The sequence below is a fragment of the Pseudomonas sp. GW456-E7 genome (genome assembly GCF_059424105.1).
The window spans coordinates 20,327-36,265 of record NZ_JBWKZB010000009.1; the positions used below are offsets into that span (position 1 = coordinate 20,327).

General features: G+C 61.6%; 11 protein-coding genes and 1 pseudogene. 9 read left to right on the forward strand and 3 right to left on the reverse strand.

Features of this window, described 5'->3' with window-relative positions; genetic code table 11:
• Positions 1-105: 105 nt before the first annotated feature.
• Positions 106-2,103 carry a transketolase gene (gene tkt, locus AC07YV_RS08305; RefSeq protein ID WP_102699238.1) on the reverse strand — a complete coding sequence of 666 codons (1,998 nt, stop codon included), beginning with the start codon at positions 2,101-2,103 and terminating at the stop codon, positions 106-108.
• Between the two features lie 262 nt (positions 2,104-2,365).
• Between tkt and AC07YV_RS08310 the strand changes: the two genes are divergently transcribed.
• The 9 genes and pseudogenes from AC07YV_RS08310 to AC07YV_RS08350 all read left to right on the forward strand — a co-directional run bounded on the left by AC07YV_RS08310 (position 2,366) and on the right by AC07YV_RS08350 (position 13,454).
• Complete coding sequence (locus AC07YV_RS08310) at positions 2,366-3,361, forward strand: ArsR/SmtB family transcription factor (RefSeq protein ID WP_102699239.1); 996 nt, start codon at positions 2,366-2,368, stop codon at positions 3,359-3,361.
• Positions 3,362-3,379: 18 nt separating this feature from the next.
• Positions 3,380-4,570 (forward strand): methionine adenosyltransferase, encoded by a 1,191-nt coding sequence (gene metK / locus AC07YV_RS08315; RefSeq protein WP_007975460.1) that lies wholly within the window; start codon positions 3,380-3,382, stop codon positions 4,568-4,570.
• Positions 4,571-4,840: 270 nt separating this feature from the next.
• Positions 4,841-6,520: pseudogene (ligB, locus tag AC07YV_RS08320) on the forward strand (NAD-dependent DNA ligase LigB).
• A gap of 96 nt (positions 6,521-6,616) precedes the next feature.
• Positions 6,617-7,012, forward strand: coding sequence for a DUF1090 domain-containing protein (locus AC07YV_RS08325; RefSeq protein WP_102699240.1), 396 nt, complete (start codon positions 6,617-6,619; stop codon positions 7,010-7,012).
• A gap of 133 nt (positions 7,013-7,145) precedes the next feature.
• A complete protein-coding gene (locus tag AC07YV_RS08330; RefSeq protein ID WP_102699241.1) occupies positions 7,146-7,454 on the forward strand; it encodes a DUF485 domain-containing protein in 309 nt (102 codons plus the stop codon).
• Positions 7,451-9,097, forward strand: coding sequence for a cation acetate symporter (locus AC07YV_RS08335; RefSeq protein WP_102699242.1), 1,647 nt, complete (start codon positions 7,451-7,453; stop codon positions 9,095-9,097). Before AC07YV_RS08330 ends, AC07YV_RS08335 begins: the two co-directional genes overlap by 4 nt.
• Positions 9,098-9,119: 22 nt before the next feature.
• Positions 9,120-10,373: an OprD family porin gene (locus tag AC07YV_RS08340; protein ID WP_102699243.1), complete on the forward strand. Its 1,254-nt coding sequence runs from the start codon at positions 9,120-9,122 to the stop codon at positions 10,371-10,373.
• Positions 10,374-10,431: 58 nt separating this feature from the next.
• Positions 10,432-12,489, forward strand: coding sequence for a phenylacetic acid degradation bifunctional protein PaaZ (paaZ, locus tag AC07YV_RS08345; protein ID WP_102699244.1), 2,058 nt, complete (start codon positions 10,432-10,434; stop codon positions 12,487-12,489).
• A gap of 650 nt (positions 12,490-13,139) precedes the next feature.
• Positions 13,140-13,454 carry a hypothetical protein gene (locus AC07YV_RS08350; protein WP_102699245.1) on the forward strand — a complete coding sequence of 105 codons (315 nt, stop codon included), beginning with the start codon at positions 13,140-13,142 and terminating at the stop codon, positions 13,452-13,454.
• Positions 13,455-13,583: 129 nt separating this feature from the next.
• Here AC07YV_RS08350 and AC07YV_RS08355 read toward each other — a convergent pair whose 3' ends face one another.
• Complete coding sequence (locus AC07YV_RS08355) at positions 13,584-14,492, reverse strand: helix-turn-helix transcriptional regulator (RefSeq protein WP_102699246.1); 909 nt, start codon at positions 14,490-14,492, stop codon at positions 13,584-13,586.
• Complete coding sequence (locus tag AC07YV_RS08360) at positions 14,489-15,907, reverse strand: aminotransferase (RefSeq protein WP_102699247.1); 1,419 nt, start codon at positions 15,905-15,907, stop codon at positions 14,489-14,491. Before AC07YV_RS08360 ends, AC07YV_RS08355 begins: the two co-directional genes overlap by 4 nt.
• Between the last annotated feature and the right edge of the window lie 32 nt (positions 15,908-15,939).

Genomic DNA, 15,939 nt, shown 5'->3' on the forward strand with positions numbered 1-15,939 from the left:
TTCCATTGTCATCGCGAGCAAGCTCGCTCCCACAGGGTATACACCGTCCATGTGGGAGCGAGCTTGCTCGCGATAGCGTCAGTTCAGACAACCCGATTTCCGGATTTAGTCTTCCAGCAGTTCTTCAGCCTGACCCAGGATGTTTTCCAGGGTGAAGCCGAACTCTTCGAACAAGGCCGACGCAGGCGCCGACTCGCCGTAGGTGGTCATGCCGATCACGCGGCCTTCCAGGCCCACGTACTTGTACCAGTAGTCCGCATGGGAAGCCTCGATGGCGATACGGGCGCTGACCTGCAACGGCAGGACCGATTGCTTGTAGCCGGCGTCCTGGGCATCGAACACGCTGGTGCACGGCATGGAAACCACGCGAACCTTGCGGCCCTGCTCGGTCAGTTTGTCGAAGGCTTGAACAGCCAGGCCGACTTCCGAACCGGTAGCGATCAGGATCAGCTCAGGCTCGCCCGCGCAGTCCTTCAACACGTAACCGCCACGCGCGATCTCTTCGATCTGAATCGCATTGCGGGTTTGGTGCTGCAGGTTCTGGCGCGAGAAGATCAGGGCCGAAGGACCGTCCTTGCGCTCCAGCGCGTACTTCCAGCACACCGCCGATTCAACGGCGTCGGCTGGACGCCAGGTGTCGAGGTTCGGCGTGCAGCGCAGGCTGGCCAGTTGCTCGATTGGCTGGTGAGTCGGGCCGTCTTCGCCCAGACCGATGGAGTCGTGGGTGTAGACGTGGATCACACGCTGCTTCATCAGGGCCGACATGCGCACTGCGTTGCGGGCGTATTCCATGAACATCAGGAAGGTCGCGCCGTAAGGCACCAGGCCGCCGTGCAGGGCAACGCCGTTCATGATCGCGGTCATGCCGAACTCGCGCACGCCGTAGTACATGTAGTTGCCGCTGGCGTCTTCGGCGGTAACGCCTTTGCAACCTTTCCACAGGGTCAGGTTGGAACCGGCCAGGTCAGCCGAACCGCCGAGGAACTCGGGCAGCAGCGGGCCAAATGCGTTCAGCGCATTCTGGCTGGCTTTACGGCTGGCGATGGTTTCACCCTTGGCAGCCACTTCGGCGATGTAGGCCGCGGCTTTTTCGCTGAAGTCGGCTGGCAGGTCACCGCTCAGGCGACGCACCAGTTCGTTGGCTTCAGTCGGGAAGGCAGCGGAGTAGGCAGCGAAACGCTGGTCCCACTCGGCTTCGACAGCCTTACCTGCTTCCTTGGCGTCCCACTCGGCGTAGATATCGGCCGGGATTTCGAACGGGCCGTGGTTCCACTTCAGTGCCGCACGGGTCAGGGCGATTTCCGCGTCACCCAGCGGGGCGCCGTGGCAGTCTTCCTTGCCTTGCTTGTTCGGCGAACCGAAGCCGATGGTGGTCTTGCAGCAGATCAGGGTTGGCTGCGCGCTTTTGCGTGCCGTGTCGATCGCGGTCTTGATCTCTTCCGGATCGTGACCGTCGACGTTGCGGATCACTTGCCAGTTGTAGGATTCGAAACGCTTCGGCGTGTCGTCGGTGAACCAGCCTTCGACTTCGCCATCGATGGAGATGCCGTTGTCATCGTAGAAGGCGATCAGCTTGCCCAGGCCCAGGGTACCGGCCAGGGAAGCGACTTCGTGGGAAATGCCTTCCATCATGCAGCCATCACCCAGGAACACATAGGTGTGGTGGTCGACGATGTTGTGGCCAGGACGGTTGAACTGCGCCGCCATGACTTTTTCAGCCAGGGCAAGACCCACGGCGTTGGCCAGGCCCTGGCCCAGTGGACCGGTGGTGGTTTCCACGCCCGGGGTGTAGCCGAGTTCCGGGTGGCCCGGGGTGCGGCTGTGCAGTTGACGGAACTGCTTGAGGTCATCGATCGACAGGTCGTAGCCGGTCAGGTGCAGCAGCGAGTAGATCAGCATCGAGCCATGGCCGTTGGACAGCACGAAGCGGTCACGGTCGGCGAACGATGGATTGCTCGGGTTGTGCTTGAGGTAGTCGCGCCAAAGTACCTCGGCGATATCCGCCATACCCATTGGGGCACCGGGATGGCCGCTGTTGGCTTTTTGCACGGCATCCATGCTGAGGGCACGAATGGCGTTGGCACGCTCACGACGGCTAGGCATCGCTGTTCTCCTGGGGGACTTGAATAAAACGAAACGGAAAAAAGGCGAGCATTTTCCCTCACCGGGCCGCCTCGGGGCAATGACAGATAGTCATCTGAAGGCGTTTTTCCAATGGATAACGACGTATTCGCCTGATGAAACCTTTCCGCTGTTCGTTTGTTGACTGAAGCTAACGTCAAGAAGTGCCATCTATCGAGCAATATCAAAACTTTTTGATATTGCTCTTGCGATGCCTTCGACCCGTGACTAGACTGCCGGCCTTATGAATTTACGCGTGCCCTCCATTCAACATGACGATTGCGATGAGCTGGCGGCCTTGTGCAAGGCTGGCGGCGATCCCCTGCGGTTGAATGTTTTGCGCGCACTGGCCAACGATTCGTTTGGCGTGCTGGAACTGGCGCAGATCTTCGGCATCGGCCAGTCAGGCATGAGCCACCACCTGAAGGTACTGGCCCAGGCCGGCCTGGTGGCAACGCGCCGCGAAGGCAATGCGATTTTTTATCGTCGCGCCCTGCCCCACACCGAACTGCTGGGCGGCAAATTGCACGCAGCCCTGCTCGAAGAAGTGGACAACCTGACGCTGCCGGCCGATGTGCAGGCGCGCATCGCCCAGGTCCACGGGCAACGAGCAGCCGCCAGCCAGGACTTTTTCTCACGGGTAGCGGAGAAGTTTCGCGCCCAGCAAGACCTGATCGCCGGCCTGCCGCAGTACCGCGAAAGCGTGGTGGCCCTGCTCGACAAGTTGAGCCTGGGCAAAGACGCCACGGCCATTGAAGTCGGCCCCGGCGATGGCGCATTCCTGCCGGAACTGGCGCGCCGCTTCTCGCAGGTCACGGCGCTGGACAACAGCACCGCGATGCTCGAACTGGCGCGCCAGGTCTGCGAACGCGACAAGCTGACTAACGTCAGCCTGCAATTGGCCGATGCATTGAACGGCGTCAGCCTCAAGGCCGATTGCGTGGTACTGAACATGGTGCTGCATCATTTTGCCGCGCCGGCCGATGCGCTCAAGCACATGGCCCACTTGCTGCAACCAGGCGGTAGCCTGTTGGTGACAGAGTTATGTAGCCACAACCAGAGTTGGGCCAAGGAGGCCTGCGGTGATCTCTGGCTGGGGTTTGAACAGGACGATCTGGCCCGTTGGGCCACCGCTGCGGGACTCGTTCCCGGGGAAAGCCTCTATGTAGGCTTACGTAATGGTTTCCAGATCCAGGTTCGCCACTTTCAGCGACCGGCTGGCGACACTCACCATCGGTAATTTCAGGAAAACATCGAGATGAGCGAATACTCCCTTTTCACCTCCGAGTCCGTGTCTGAAGGGCATCCGGACAAAATCGCCGACCAGATTTCTGATGCGGTGCTGGACGCCATCATTGCTGAAGACAAGTTCGCCCGTGTGGCGTGCGAGACTCTGGTGAAAACGGGCGTGGCCATCATCGCCGGCGAAGTCACCACTTCGGCCTGGGTTGACCTGGAGCAGATCGTTCGTGACGTGATCACCGACATCGGCTACACCAGCTCCGACGTCGGCTTCGACGGCGCCACCTGCGGCGTGATGAACATCATCGGCAAGCAGTCCCCTGACATCAACCAGGGTGTTGACCGTGCCAAGCCTGAAGATCAGGGCGCTGGCGACCAGGGCCTGATGTTCGGCTACGCCAGCAACGAAACCGACGTGCTGATGCCAGCACCGATCACCTTCTCGCACCAGCTGGTGCAGCGCCAGGCTGAAGCCCGCAAATCCGGCCTGCTGCCTTGGCTGCGTCCGGATGCCAAATCGCAAGTGACCTGCCGCTACGAAAACGGCAAGGTTGTCGGTATCGATGCGGTCGTCCTGTCGACCCAGCACAACCCGGAAGTGTCGTACAACGACCTGCGCGAAGGCGTGATGGAGTTGATCGTCAAGCACGTGCTGCCTGCCGAACTGCTGAGCAAGGACACCCAGTTCCACATCAACCCGACCGGCCAGTTCATCATTGGCGGCCCGGTGGGTGACTGCGGCCTGACCGGTCGCAAGATCATCGTCGACAGCTACGGCGGCATGGCCCGTCACGGCGGTGGCGCGTTCTCCGGTAAAGATCCATCGAAGGTTGACCGTTCGGCGGCCTACGCCGGTCGTTACGTGGCCAAGAACATCGTTGCCGCCGGCCTGGCCGAGCGTTGCGAGATCCAGGTTTCCTACGCGATCGGTGTTGCTCAACCGACTTCGATCTCGTTGAACACCTTCGGCACCGGCAAGATCAGCGACGACAAGATCGTCAAACTGGTTCGCGAAGTATTCGACCTGCGTCCATACGCGATCACCACCATGCTCGACCTGCTGCACCCGATGTACCAGGAAACCGCTGCGTACGGCCACTTCGGTCGCACCCCGGCAACCAAGACCGTTGGTGACGACACCTTCACCACGTTCACCTGGGAAAAAACCGACCGCGCCGACGCCCTGCGTTCTGCCGCCGGCCTGTAAGACTTCCCCGCAACACCCGAAGCCCCGCACGGTTCGCGCCCTGCGGGGTTTTTTATCGGGGATTCGCTTTACACCGCGTCGCAGCCTTCGCGAGCAAGCCCGCTCCCACAGTAGACGGCGGTGTTCTGACTAACTCATAACCCTGTGGGAGCGGGCTTGCCCGCGAAGAGGCCCGCACAATCACCAGAAACACTAGGTAAAAACCCCACCCGCTGCGCCAACAGATACTGACCTAGCCTTCACACACCTCACCGAGCAAGGACGCTCAAGATGCTTCCCGACCTGCGCCTGTTTTTCGCCGCCCTACTGACCCTTGCCTGCCTGAATGCCAGTGCCACCGAGTGCCCGGACTGGCCATCCGAACGCGCCCTGAAGGAAGTCAACAAACTGCAACATCAAATCGACTTATGGGACGACAGCTATCACCGTCAGGGACATTCACTGGTCGCCGATGAACTCTACGACCAGTCCCGCGCGCGACTCACCCAATGGCTCCACTGCTTCAACCTGAACCCACCCGCAGACCCCTTGCGCACTGCGCGCGGCGCGCTGCCCCACCCCATCGTCCATACCGGCCTGGGCAAACTTCATGATCGGCCTTCCGTCGAAAAATGGCTGAGTGACCGGGTGGACGTCTGGGCCCAGCCTAAAATCGACGGGGTGGCGGTGACCCTGGTTTACCGTAATGGTCAGTTGGCTCAGGCCATCAGCCGCGGCGACGGCGAGAGCGGTCAGGACTGGACGGCTCCGGCACGACAGATTCCGGCCATCCCGCAGCAGCTATCCCAGCCTCGGGATTTGCTCGTACAAGGCGAACTGTATTGGCGCCTGACCGATCATGTGCAGGCCCGGGCCGGTAGCCTCAACGCTCGCGCCACGGTGGCGGGCCTGATGGCGCGCAAGGTCCTGAGCGCCGAACAGGCCGCCGGCATCGACCTGTTTGTCTGGGACTGGCCCCTAGGGCCGACAGGCACACTTGCCCGGGCAGAAGTACTGACGGCGCTGGGCTTCCCGAATACCACAGCCTACAGCCAGCCAATCGCCTCCGTCTTCGATGCCGAACGCTGGCGCGAACACTGGTATCGCGCCTCCCTGCCCTTTGCCAGCGACGGCATCGTCCTGCGCCAGAACCAGCGCCCGGCCGCCGAACGCTGGCAAGTCCGGCCACCCTACTGGGCCATCGCCTGGAAATATCCCTTCGCCCAGGCACTGGCCGAAGTCCGCCAGGTTCATTTCAAAATCGGCCGGACCGGGCGGATCACTCCGGTACTTGAACTGACCCCGGTGATGCTCGATGACCGGCAAATCAAACACGTCAGCGTCAGCTCGCTGCAACGCTGGCGGGCAATGGACATACGTCCGGGCGATCAGGTCGCCATCAGCCTGGCCGGGCTGACCATTCCCAGGCTCGATGACGTCGTGTTGCGCAGCAGCGAGCGCGTCGAACTGAACGTGCCGACGGCAGCGGACTTTCATTCATTGAGTTGCTGGCAGCCAACTCCGGGTTGTGAGGGCCAATTTCTCGCACGCCTGACCTGGCTCAGCGGCAAACAGGGTCTGGCGCTGCCCTATGTCGGTCCGGGCACGTGGGAAAAACTTCTTGCAACAGGTCGCCTGAACGGTCTGCTGGATTGGTTGACCCTTGATGCCCAAGAGCTTGCTACCATTGACGGTTTCGGCGAACGCGGTGCGACTCGCCTTGCAGACAGCTTCAACCGGGCCCGGCAACGCCCGTTCGCGCACTGGCTGAAAGCCCTGGGATTGCCGCCGACAGGTCCGGCGCCTCTCGGCGATTCATGGCAGACGCTGGCGCAGCGAGACATCGAGCAATGGCAGGCCGAGGCCGGTATCGGGCCGTGACGCGCGGCGCAACTGAACGCTTTTTTCCGCGACCCGCAGGTCCTGGCCTTGAGTGAAACGTTACGTGAAACGGGGATTGACGGCTTTTAGCTGCCGGCCCCGTACCCACCGGGAACCCCTGGGGACCGCTGGGCTCCAACAAGCCATTGCCACACCGGCCCGCTGGCCTTCTTACATGGAGCTTTTATGAAATTTCTTTCACCGCTCGCCCTCCTGGCCCTGTGCAGCATGCTGGCCACCCCGTTGATGGCGGACGAGGAAGCGCCGGGGCTGTCCGGTTGCGCCGCCAAGAAGCAAGGTATCGTCAACCAGATCGAATTGGCCAAGGTCCACGGCAACGCCGACCAGCAGGCCGGCCTGGAAAAAGCCCTGAGCGAAGTCGAAGCCAACTGCACCGACGCCTCGCTGAAGAAGGAACGGGAAAACAAGGTGCTCGACGCCAGGCACGAAGTCAGCAAGCGTCAGGCGGACCTCGACAAGGCCATGAGCAAAGGCGACCCCGACAAGATCAACACGCGCAAAGACAAACTCGCCGATGCCCGCAAGGAATTGCAGGACGCCCTGGATGAGCTGGATAAGTAAGTACAGATTAAGGAACAAAGATTTCGGTGTTGCCAAAGCAGTCTTCGCGAGCAGGCTCGCTCCCACAGGGGTCCGGTGATAGACCCGATTACACCGTTTCACCCAAAACAAAAACAACAAAGGAGCGCGCGTCATGACACCCCAGGAAATAGAACTCATCCGCCAGCACCCGGATTTCATCCAGCTGGTTCGTCGCAAACAGAAGCTGTACTGGTCACTGAGCCTGGCCATGCTGGTGATCTATTACGGCTTCGTGCTGCTGGTGGCTTTCTCCCCTTCTACCCTCGGCCAATCCCTGAGCGGCGGCGTGACCACCGTAGGCATGCTGGTGGGTGTCGTGATCGTCGGGCTGGCCTTCGCGCTGACCGGTTTCTATGTCTATCGCGCCAACAACGTGATCGATCCTTTGAATGAAAAACTCAAGCAGGAGTGCGCCCAATGAGCCGACTTCTCGCCTTGTTCCTGCTGCCGTTGGCGGTGGTCACTGATTTGGCAGTGGCCGCCGACGGCGTCTCCCGGCCGCTGAACTGGAACGCCATCGGCATGTTCCTGGTGTTCGTCCTGTTCACCCTCGGCGTCACGCGCTGGGCGGCACTTCGCACCCGTTCCGCCGCCGACTTCTACACCGCCGGTGGCGGCATGACCGGTTTCCAGAACGGTCTGGCGATTGCCGGCGACATGATCTCGGCCGCCTCGTTCCTCGGCATCTCCGCAATGATGTTCCTCAATGGCTACGACGGACTGCTCTACGCATTGGGCGTGCTGGCCGGCTGGCCGATCATCCTGTTCCTGATTGCCGAACGCCTGCGTAACCTCGGCAAATATACCTTTGCCGACGTGGTGTCCTATCGCCTGGAACAGACCCCGGTGCGGCTGACCTCGGCCTTCGGCACCCTGACCGTGGCGCTGATGTACCTGGTGGCGCAGATGGTCGGCGCCGGCAAGCTGATCGAGTTGCTGTTCGGTATCGACTACCTCTATGCGGTGATGCTGGTCGGCGTGCTGATGGTGTTCTACGTCACCTTCGGCGGCATGCTCGCCACCACCTGGGTGCAGATCATCAAGGCGGTGATGCTGTTGTTCGGCACCAGCTTCATGGCGTTCATGGTGCTCAAGCACTTCGGCTTCAGCACCGAGGCCATGTTTGCCGGCGCCACCGCCGTGCATGCCAAAGGCAACGCGATCATGGCCCCCGGCGGCTTGCTGTCCAATCCGGTCGATGCGATTTCCTTAGGGCTTGGCATGATGTTCGGCACCGCCGGCCTGCCGCATATCCTGATGCGTTTCTTCACCGTCAGCGATGCCAAGGAAGCGCGTAAAAGCGTGTTCTACGCCACCGGTTTCATCGGCTACTTCTACTTGCTGCTGATCATCGTCGGCTTCGGCGCCATCGTCATGGTCGGCACCGATCCGGCGTTCCGTGACGCCAGCGGTGCGATCATCGGCGGCGGCAACATGATCGCCGTGCACCTGGCCCAGGCGGTAGGCGGCAACCTGTTCCTCGGTTTCATCTCGGCGGTCGCCTTCGCCACCATTCTGGCGGTGGTTGCCGGGCTGGCACTGTCCGGCGCCTCGGCGGTGTCCCATGACCTGTATGCCTGCGTGATGCGCAAAGGCCAGGCCACGGAACAACAGGAAATGCGCGTATCGCGAATCGCCACCCTGTGCATCGGTGTGCTGGCGATCATCCTCGGCCTGCTGTTCGAGTCGCAGAACATTGCCTTCCTCTCGGGCCTGGTGCTGGCCATCGCCGCGTCGGTGAATTTCCCGGTGCTATTCCTCTCGATGTACTGGAAAGGCCTGACCACCCGCGGCGCCGTCCTCGGCAGCCTGTCCGGCCTGGTCTCGGCGATTGTCCTGCTGGTGCTGAGCCCGGCGGTGTGGGTCAACGTGATGCATCACGACAAGGCGCTGTTCCCGTACTCCAACCCGGCGCTGTTTTCCATGAGCCTGGCGTTCTTCAGTGCATGGCTGTTTTCCGTCACCGACACCTCGCCCCGTGCAGCCCTTGAGCGCGGTCGTTATCTGGCGCAGTTCATCCGTTCGATGACCGGCATCGGTGCCACCGGCGCCAGCAAACACTGAATATTGGCAGGGAATAAAAATAATGAAGCCCGCACGTAACGCACCTCGTGAATCGCTGTTTTCGCTGGCCGCCGCATTAAGCCTGCCCATGTTCGCCCCCAGCGCCATGGCCGACTTCATCGGCGACAGCAAGGCCCGTATTGATATGCGCAACCACTACATCAACCGCGACTTCCGTCAGCACAACGCGCCGCAGTCCAAGGCCGAGGAATGGGCCCAGGGTTTCACGGCGCGTATCGAATCCGGATTTACCGACGGCACCTTCGGTTTCGGTCTCGACGCATTGGGGGAGCTGGGGCTCAAGCTCGACTCCAGCCCGGATCGCCGTGGCACCGGGCTGCTGCCGTTTGGCCCGCAGAGCCATGAGCCCGACGACGAGTACAGCGAACTGGGACTGACCGGCAAATTGAAAGTATCCAAAAGCGTGTTGAAGCTCGGCACCCTGCAACCCTTGTTGCCCGTGGCCACTTACAACGACACGCGCCTGCTGGGTTCGACCTTTGAAGGTGGCTTGCTCACCAGCCAGGAAATCGACGGCCTGACGGTGAATGCCGGACGCCTGACCAAGGCCAACCTGCGGGACTCCTCCAGCAACGATGACATCGGCTACGGCGCCGCCACCAGCGACCACTTCGATTTCGGTGGTGGCAGCTATGCGTTCAGTCCGCAACTGAACCTGAGCTACTACTACGGCAAGCTCGACCAGATCTATCGCCAGCAATTCGCCGGACTGCTGCATACGCAAGCGCTGGGCAACGGCTTCAACCTGCGCAGCGATGTGCGCTACTTCGACAGTCGGGGCGACGGCGCCGAGCGGGCCGGGCGTATCGACAACCGTAACTTCAACAGCATGTTCACGCTGTCCCACGGTGCCCACAAGGTCAGTGCCGCCTACCAGCAACTGTCCGGCGACAGCGCCTTTCCGTTCCTCAACGGCGGTGACCCCTATGTGGTCAACCTCGTGACGTTCAACACCTTTACCCGCGCCGAGGAGGATTCCTGGCAGCTGCGTTACGACTATGACTTCGCGGCGCAAGGCATTCCCGGCCTGACCTTCATGACCCGCTACACCGACGGCCGCCACGTCCAGGCGGGCAGCGTCGACAACGGTCGCGAATGGGAGCGTGACACCGATATCAGCTACGTCATCCAGAGCGGTGTGCTCAAGAACGTCAGCCTGCGCTGGCGCAACGTGACCTTCCGTTCCGGCAATGGCTTGACGACCGACCTCGATGAGAACCGCTTGATCGTCGGCTACACCTTGGCGCTTTGGTAATTCCGAAAGGGCGCGGTCGCGGCCGCGCCACAACCCTTCATCACCTGGAGCAATCGTGATGCCCTCTTCACCTGCAACTCTGCAAAGCTTCATCGCCGGCCGCTGGATCGGCCAACACGGCGCACAAATCCTGCGCAGCGCCATCGACGGCCATGAAATCTTCCGTACCCATGAAGAACGCCCGGACTTCGCCGAAGCCATCGAGCACGGCCGTCGCCAGGGCATCAGCGGCTTGATGGCGCTGGACTTCCAGCAGCGCGCCCAGCGTCTCAAGGCCCTGGCCCTGTACCTGAGCGAGCGCAAGGAACAGCTCTACGCGATCTCCCACCACAGCGGCGCGACCCGTGCCGACAGCTGGATCGACATCGAAGGCGGCAACAGCACACTGTTCACCTACGCCAGCCTCGGTTCGCGGGAACTGCCGTCGGGCAACGTCGTCCACGAAGGTCCGGCGCTGCAACTGAGCAAAATGGGCACCTTCGCCGGTACCCACATCCTCGTGCCGCGCGGTGGCGTGGCCGTGCATATCAATGCCTTCAACTTCCCGATCTGGGGCATGCTGGAGAAGTTCGCGCCGAGCTTCCTCGCCGGCATGCCGTGCATCGTCAAACCGGCCAGCGCCACCAGCTACCTGACCGAAGCCGTGGTGCGCCTGATGGATGAATCCGGCCTGCTGCCGGCGGGCAGCCTGCAACTGATCATCGGCGGCACCGGCGACCTGCTTGACCGCCTGCAGGGCCAGGACGTGGTGACCTTCACCGGTTCCGCCGACACCGCAGCCAAGCTGCGGGTCAACCCGAACCTGATCCGCAACTCGGTGCCGTTCACCGCCGAAGCCGACTCGCTGAACTGCGCGATCCTCGCCCCGGACGTGACCCCGGACGACGAAGAGTTCGAGCTGTTCATCAAGGAAGTCGCCCGGGAAATGACCACCAAGGCCGGGCAGAAATGCACCGCCATCCGCCGCGCCATCGTGCCGGCCAAACACATCGACGCCGTCGCTACCCGTCTGCGTGATCGCCTGGCCAAAGTGGTGGTCGGCGACCCGTCGGTGGAAGGCGTGCGCATGGGCGCACTGGCTTCCCACGACCAGCAGAAGGACGTGGCCGAGCGCCTGGAAGCCCTGTTGCAGAGCGGCGACATGCTGTTCGGCGCCCGCGACGGTTTCGAACCGCGCGGTGAACATGTCGACAAAGGCGCGTTCTTCGCCCCGACCCTGTTGCAGGCCCGTGACCCGCATGCCGAGGGCGGTGCCCATGACATCGAAGCGTTCGGCCCGGTCAGCACCCTGATGGCCTACGACGATCTTGACGAAGCCCTGGCCCTGGCCGCGCGCGGCAAAGGCAGCCTGGTGGCCAGCCTGGTAACCAAGGATCCGCAGATCGCTGCCAAGGCGATTCCGGTAGCCGCAGCCTGGCACGGGCGCCTGCTGGTGCTGGATCGCCACTGCGCCGGTGAATCCACCGGTCACGGCTCGCCGCTGCCACAACTCAAGCACGGCGGCCCGGGCCGCGCCGGCGGCGGTGAAGAACTCGGCGGCCTGCGCGCGGTGAAACACTACCTGCAACGTGCGGCGGTGCAAGGTTCGCCAACCATGCTGGCGGCGGTCACCGGCGAATACGTGCGCGGCGCCAAGGTCATCGAAACCGACGTGCATCCGTTCCGTCGCCATTTCCAGGACCTGCAGATCGGCGAGTCGCTGCTGACTCACCGCCGCACCGTCACCGAAGCGGACCTGGTGAACTTCGGCTGCCTGTCGGGCGACCATTTCTACATGCACTTCGACGACATCGCGGCCAAGGAATCGCAATTCGGCAAGCGCATCGCCCACGGTTACTTCGTGCTGTCGGCAGCCGCCGGGTTGTTCGTCTCCCCCGGCGTCGGCCCGGTGCTGGCCAACTACGGCCTGGACACCCTGCGCTTCATCAACCCGGTGGGCATCGGCGACACCATCCAGGCGCGCCTGACCTGCAAACGCAAGATCGACCAGGGCAAGAAGAGCCCGCAGGGGGTACCGCAAGGGGTGGTGGCGTGGGATGTGGAGGTCACCAACCAGTTGGGTGAGCTGGTGGCCAGTTATGACATTTTGACCCTGGTGGTCAAACGCGAAGATTGATCAGAAACCCCGGTTGACCACAGATCTCGTGGTCAACCGCCACCCCCTGTGGGAGCGAGCTTGCTCGCGATGAGGGAGTGTCAGTCAACATCAATAGTGCCTGACAGTCCGCCATCGCGAGCAAGCTCGCTCCCACAGTTCGTTCTCTGTCGAACTTCAATTTTGTGCTCACTGGCTCCCACAGGGTTGAGGTGATCCAGGCGTCAATTGGCGTAGGACATTTCTGTTTTTCCTAGGCTTCGGTCATGCCCGTTGTGCCTCACCCACAACTCACTCCCCCCGTTTTGCGGATACAAGTTCCACAGGTCCTAGGACATTTCCGGGCAAGGTCTTCGGAGATTTCCTTCGAATTGTGGCGATCTGCATGAACTGGTTTGAAAGGTGCTCAATCGATAGTCTTTGGTGGTCACTGAATTTCAGTGGCGGGGTGTAGGAACCTCCAGTTTCCCTAGTACCACGTTGGCGCCAATTACCTGGTTTGCGGCCGTTGAAATGCGTCCGTAAGATCAGCTGCGGCGGCTATGTACGGGCACGCTTCGGCGTGGTCGAGGTGCTAGGGACTCGATATTCCTACCCCGTACATGGCTGCCACCCTAGCCCGTAGGAAGGCTTTCGGTAGCTTCGATTTTCCTTTCCTAGAGTTAGAAAGCATGAAAACCATTCATCCCGATCCACCCTACGAAAAACCAACCCCACACCCCAACAACCGCTTCATGGCGCTCACCAGCAATTGCAGTGAAATGCCCACCCTCTTCGTCGACACCCACGCACCGCTCGACATCCTGATGGACGCCGCCAACTACCGAATTCGCGTCGTCACCCAAGTGCTGGAAAACCTGTCCATGCGCGGCTCGATCGAGTGCGAATCCTTCATCCTCAGCGACTTTTCATTGCTCTGCGCCATCCCCTTGCGCGATGGCTGTGATGTGCTGGATGTGGTCGGGCGACGGTTGCGGGCGCGCTGACCAACCCTGTACGAGCGAGCCTGCTCGCGATGGAGGCCAACGATAACGCGGGCGGTCTGACAGTACGCGTCGTCTGGACGTTCTTCGCGAGCAAGCTCGCTCCTACAGGGTTATCGGTGTGTCAGGTGATCAATGCCTGCGCAACCACTCGATAAACAGCGCAAACAACTCCGACTGCGAACCCACCTCCAGTTTCAGGTACAGGTTCTTGCGGTGCATGCGCACGGTTTCCGGCGAGATGTTCATCTGGCTGGCCGTGGACTTCACCGAATGCCCGCGCAATACCATGTGCGCCACTTCCCGCTCGCGTTCGGTGAGCAACTCACAACCGAAGTTCTCGAACGCCGCCTGCACGCGATGCTTGAGATCGTCGCGCAGGCCTTGCTCGTCATCACGCTCGATCCCGGCACTGCGCAGCAGTCCACGCTGGCTGAATTCGCTGATGAATTCACGCACCAGCGGTTCGACGGCTCGCAGCAGGTTCAACTGTTCGTCGCTCAGACACTCACCACCGAAACCCTGATAGAGGCTGACGGAAATCTTCGTGTCATTGCCGGTATCGACGATGTAGTAGCTGTCTTCCGAACAGCCCGCCTTCAGGTAATAGGATTTGTAGTAGTCACTGTCGAAGAAGTTGTCCGGGGCGATTTCCTCCAGGTGATAGAACCCTTGCGCCAACCCCTGCTCCACCGCCAGGCAGAAGGGGTCGAGCAAATACCCCCCGGAAAAATAGCGCTCAAGAATCGAGACCTGATACTCCTGGGCAATCCCGCGCTGATGCAGCAGCTGTGGTGCGCGGTCCTTGCGCTCCAGGCTGATCATCATCGACTCGATGGACACCAGCTGCGCCAACGCTGACGCCAGGTACTGCAGGGCGTCGGGCTCATCGACATGGGCGAATGCCTCGCGCATTCCCCCATGCCATTTGTGCAATGCCCCGAAGGGCATCGCGATCAGCGTATCGTCGTCTGGTTTGCTCATGCCCCGCAGTCTAGCGGGTGCGCAGGCCCTTGGTAAAAGCCTGTTTAGCGAGTTCATTGGCCGCCATACTGACCGCTGGCCTGAAGCTCAGCGGCCACTTCGACAATGCAATCGCGCAAGGTCTCGACGATCTCATCGACCTGGGCAAACGTCAGGATCAGCGGTGGCGACATCACGTTGAGGTGCATGATCGGCCGCACCAGCAAACCCCGGGCCTGTGCCCGCACGTGGATCTTCTCGCCAATGTTGATCTCGTCGGGGAACAGCGCCTTGGTGTGTTTATCGGCGACGAACTCCACGCAGGCCATGAGTTTCTGGCAGCGCACATCCCCCACCAGCGGCAAGTCGCGCAGGGTTGCCAGGCGCTCTTCCAGATAAGCGCCCACCGTGTCGACATGGGCCAGCAGGTTTTCCCGCTCGATGATTTCGATGTTCTTCAGCGCCGCCGTGCAGCACACCGGGTGGCCGCTGTAGGTGAAGCCGTGGGTGAAGCAGCGGCCCTTGCCCGGCTCGGCGATGACTTTCCAGATGCGCTCGGAAAAGATGCACGCGCCCAGCGGCAGGTAGGCCGAGGTCAAGCCCTTGGCGGTGGTGATGATGTCGGGCTGCACGTCGAACACATCCCGGGAAGCGAAGAACTTGCCCAGGCGCCCGAACGAGGTCACCACTTCGTCGGCGACGAACAGGATGTCGTAGCGCTGGCAGACGTCCCACATGCGCTTGAGATAACCCCGGGGCGGAATGATCACCCCGCCCGAGCCCATGATCGGCTCGGCAAAGAAAGCGGCGACCTTGTCCGCGCCGATGGCCAGGATCTTGTCTTCGAACTCCTTGACCAGGAACTCGAGGAACTGCGCCTCGTCCATGCCGTCGGGCGCGCGGTACGGGTTGGGGTTGGAGACGTGGTGGATCAGCGGGTTGGCGTAATCGAACTCCGGCACCCGGTCGGCGGCCTTGTTGCCGATCGACATGGTCAGGGTGGTGGAGCCGTGATAGGCGTTGAACCTGGCGATGACGTGTTTCTTTTCCGGCTTGCCGCGGCAGTTCTGGTAGTACTGGATCAGCCGGTACGCGGTGTCCACGGCGGTGGAGCCGCCGGTGGTCAGGAACACATGGTCGAGGTCGCCGGGGGCCAGGCTGGCGAGTTTTTCGCACAGCTGGATGGCGACGTTGTTCGACATGTCGGAAAACGGATTCGAATAGGCCAGCTGGCGCACCTGGTCGGCGATGGCCTCGGCCATTTCCTCGCGGCCCAGGCCGATGTTGGTGCACCACATGCCGCCCACCGCATCGAGAAAGCGGTTGCCCTGGGTGTCGTAGATGTAGGCGCCATCGCCGGCAACGATGTTCAACGAGCCTTGTTCGGCGTGTTCGTCGAACATGTGGTAGCCGTGCATGTGATGGGCCTTGTCGGCCTTGACCAGCCGGGACTCGTCCGCTGGGGAGAAAACGCTGCGTGTTGGCGTCGCCATAAATGAACCTCTAACCGAAATGACTCACGATC

Excerpts from the sequence above, each read along its gene's own strand:
- tkt (WP_102699238.1), bottom strand. The coding sequence starts at position 2,103 with ATGCCTAGCCGTCGTGAGCGTGCCAACGCCATTCGTGCCCTCAGCATG.
- AC07YV_RS08310 (WP_102699239.1), top strand. The coding sequence starts at position 2,366 with ATGAATTTACGCGTGCCCTCCATTCAACATGACGATTGCGATGAGCTG.
- metK (WP_007975460.1), top strand. The coding sequence starts at position 3,380 with ATGAGCGAATACTCCCTTTTCACCTCCGAGTCCGTGTCTGAAGGGCAT.
- AC07YV_RS08325 (WP_102699240.1), top strand. The coding sequence starts at position 6,617 with ATGAAATTTCTTTCACCGCTCGCCCTCCTGGCCCTGTGCAGCATGCTG.
- AC07YV_RS08330 (WP_102699241.1), top strand. The coding sequence starts at position 7,146 with ATGACACCCCAGGAAATAGAACTCATCCGCCAGCACCCGGATTTCATC.
- AC07YV_RS08335 (WP_102699242.1), top strand. The coding sequence starts at position 7,451 with ATGAGCCGACTTCTCGCCTTGTTCCTGCTGCCGTTGGCGGTGGTCACT.
- AC07YV_RS08340 (WP_102699243.1), top strand. The coding sequence starts at position 9,120 with ATGAAGCCCGCACGTAACGCACCTCGTGAATCGCTGTTTTCGCTGGCC.
- paaZ (WP_102699244.1), top strand. The coding sequence starts at position 10,432 with ATGCCCTCTTCACCTGCAACTCTGCAAAGCTTCATCGCCGGCCGCTGG.
- AC07YV_RS08350 (WP_102699245.1), top strand. The coding sequence starts at position 13,140 with ATGAAAACCATTCATCCCGATCCACCCTACGAAAAACCAACCCCACAC.
- AC07YV_RS08355 (WP_102699246.1), bottom strand. The coding sequence starts at position 14,492 with ATGAACTCGCTAAACAGGCTTTTACCAAGGGCCTGCGCACCCGCTAGA.
- AC07YV_RS08360 (WP_102699247.1), bottom strand. The coding sequence starts at position 15,907 with ATGGCGACGCCAACACGCAGCGTTTTCTCCCCAGCGGACGAGTCCCGG.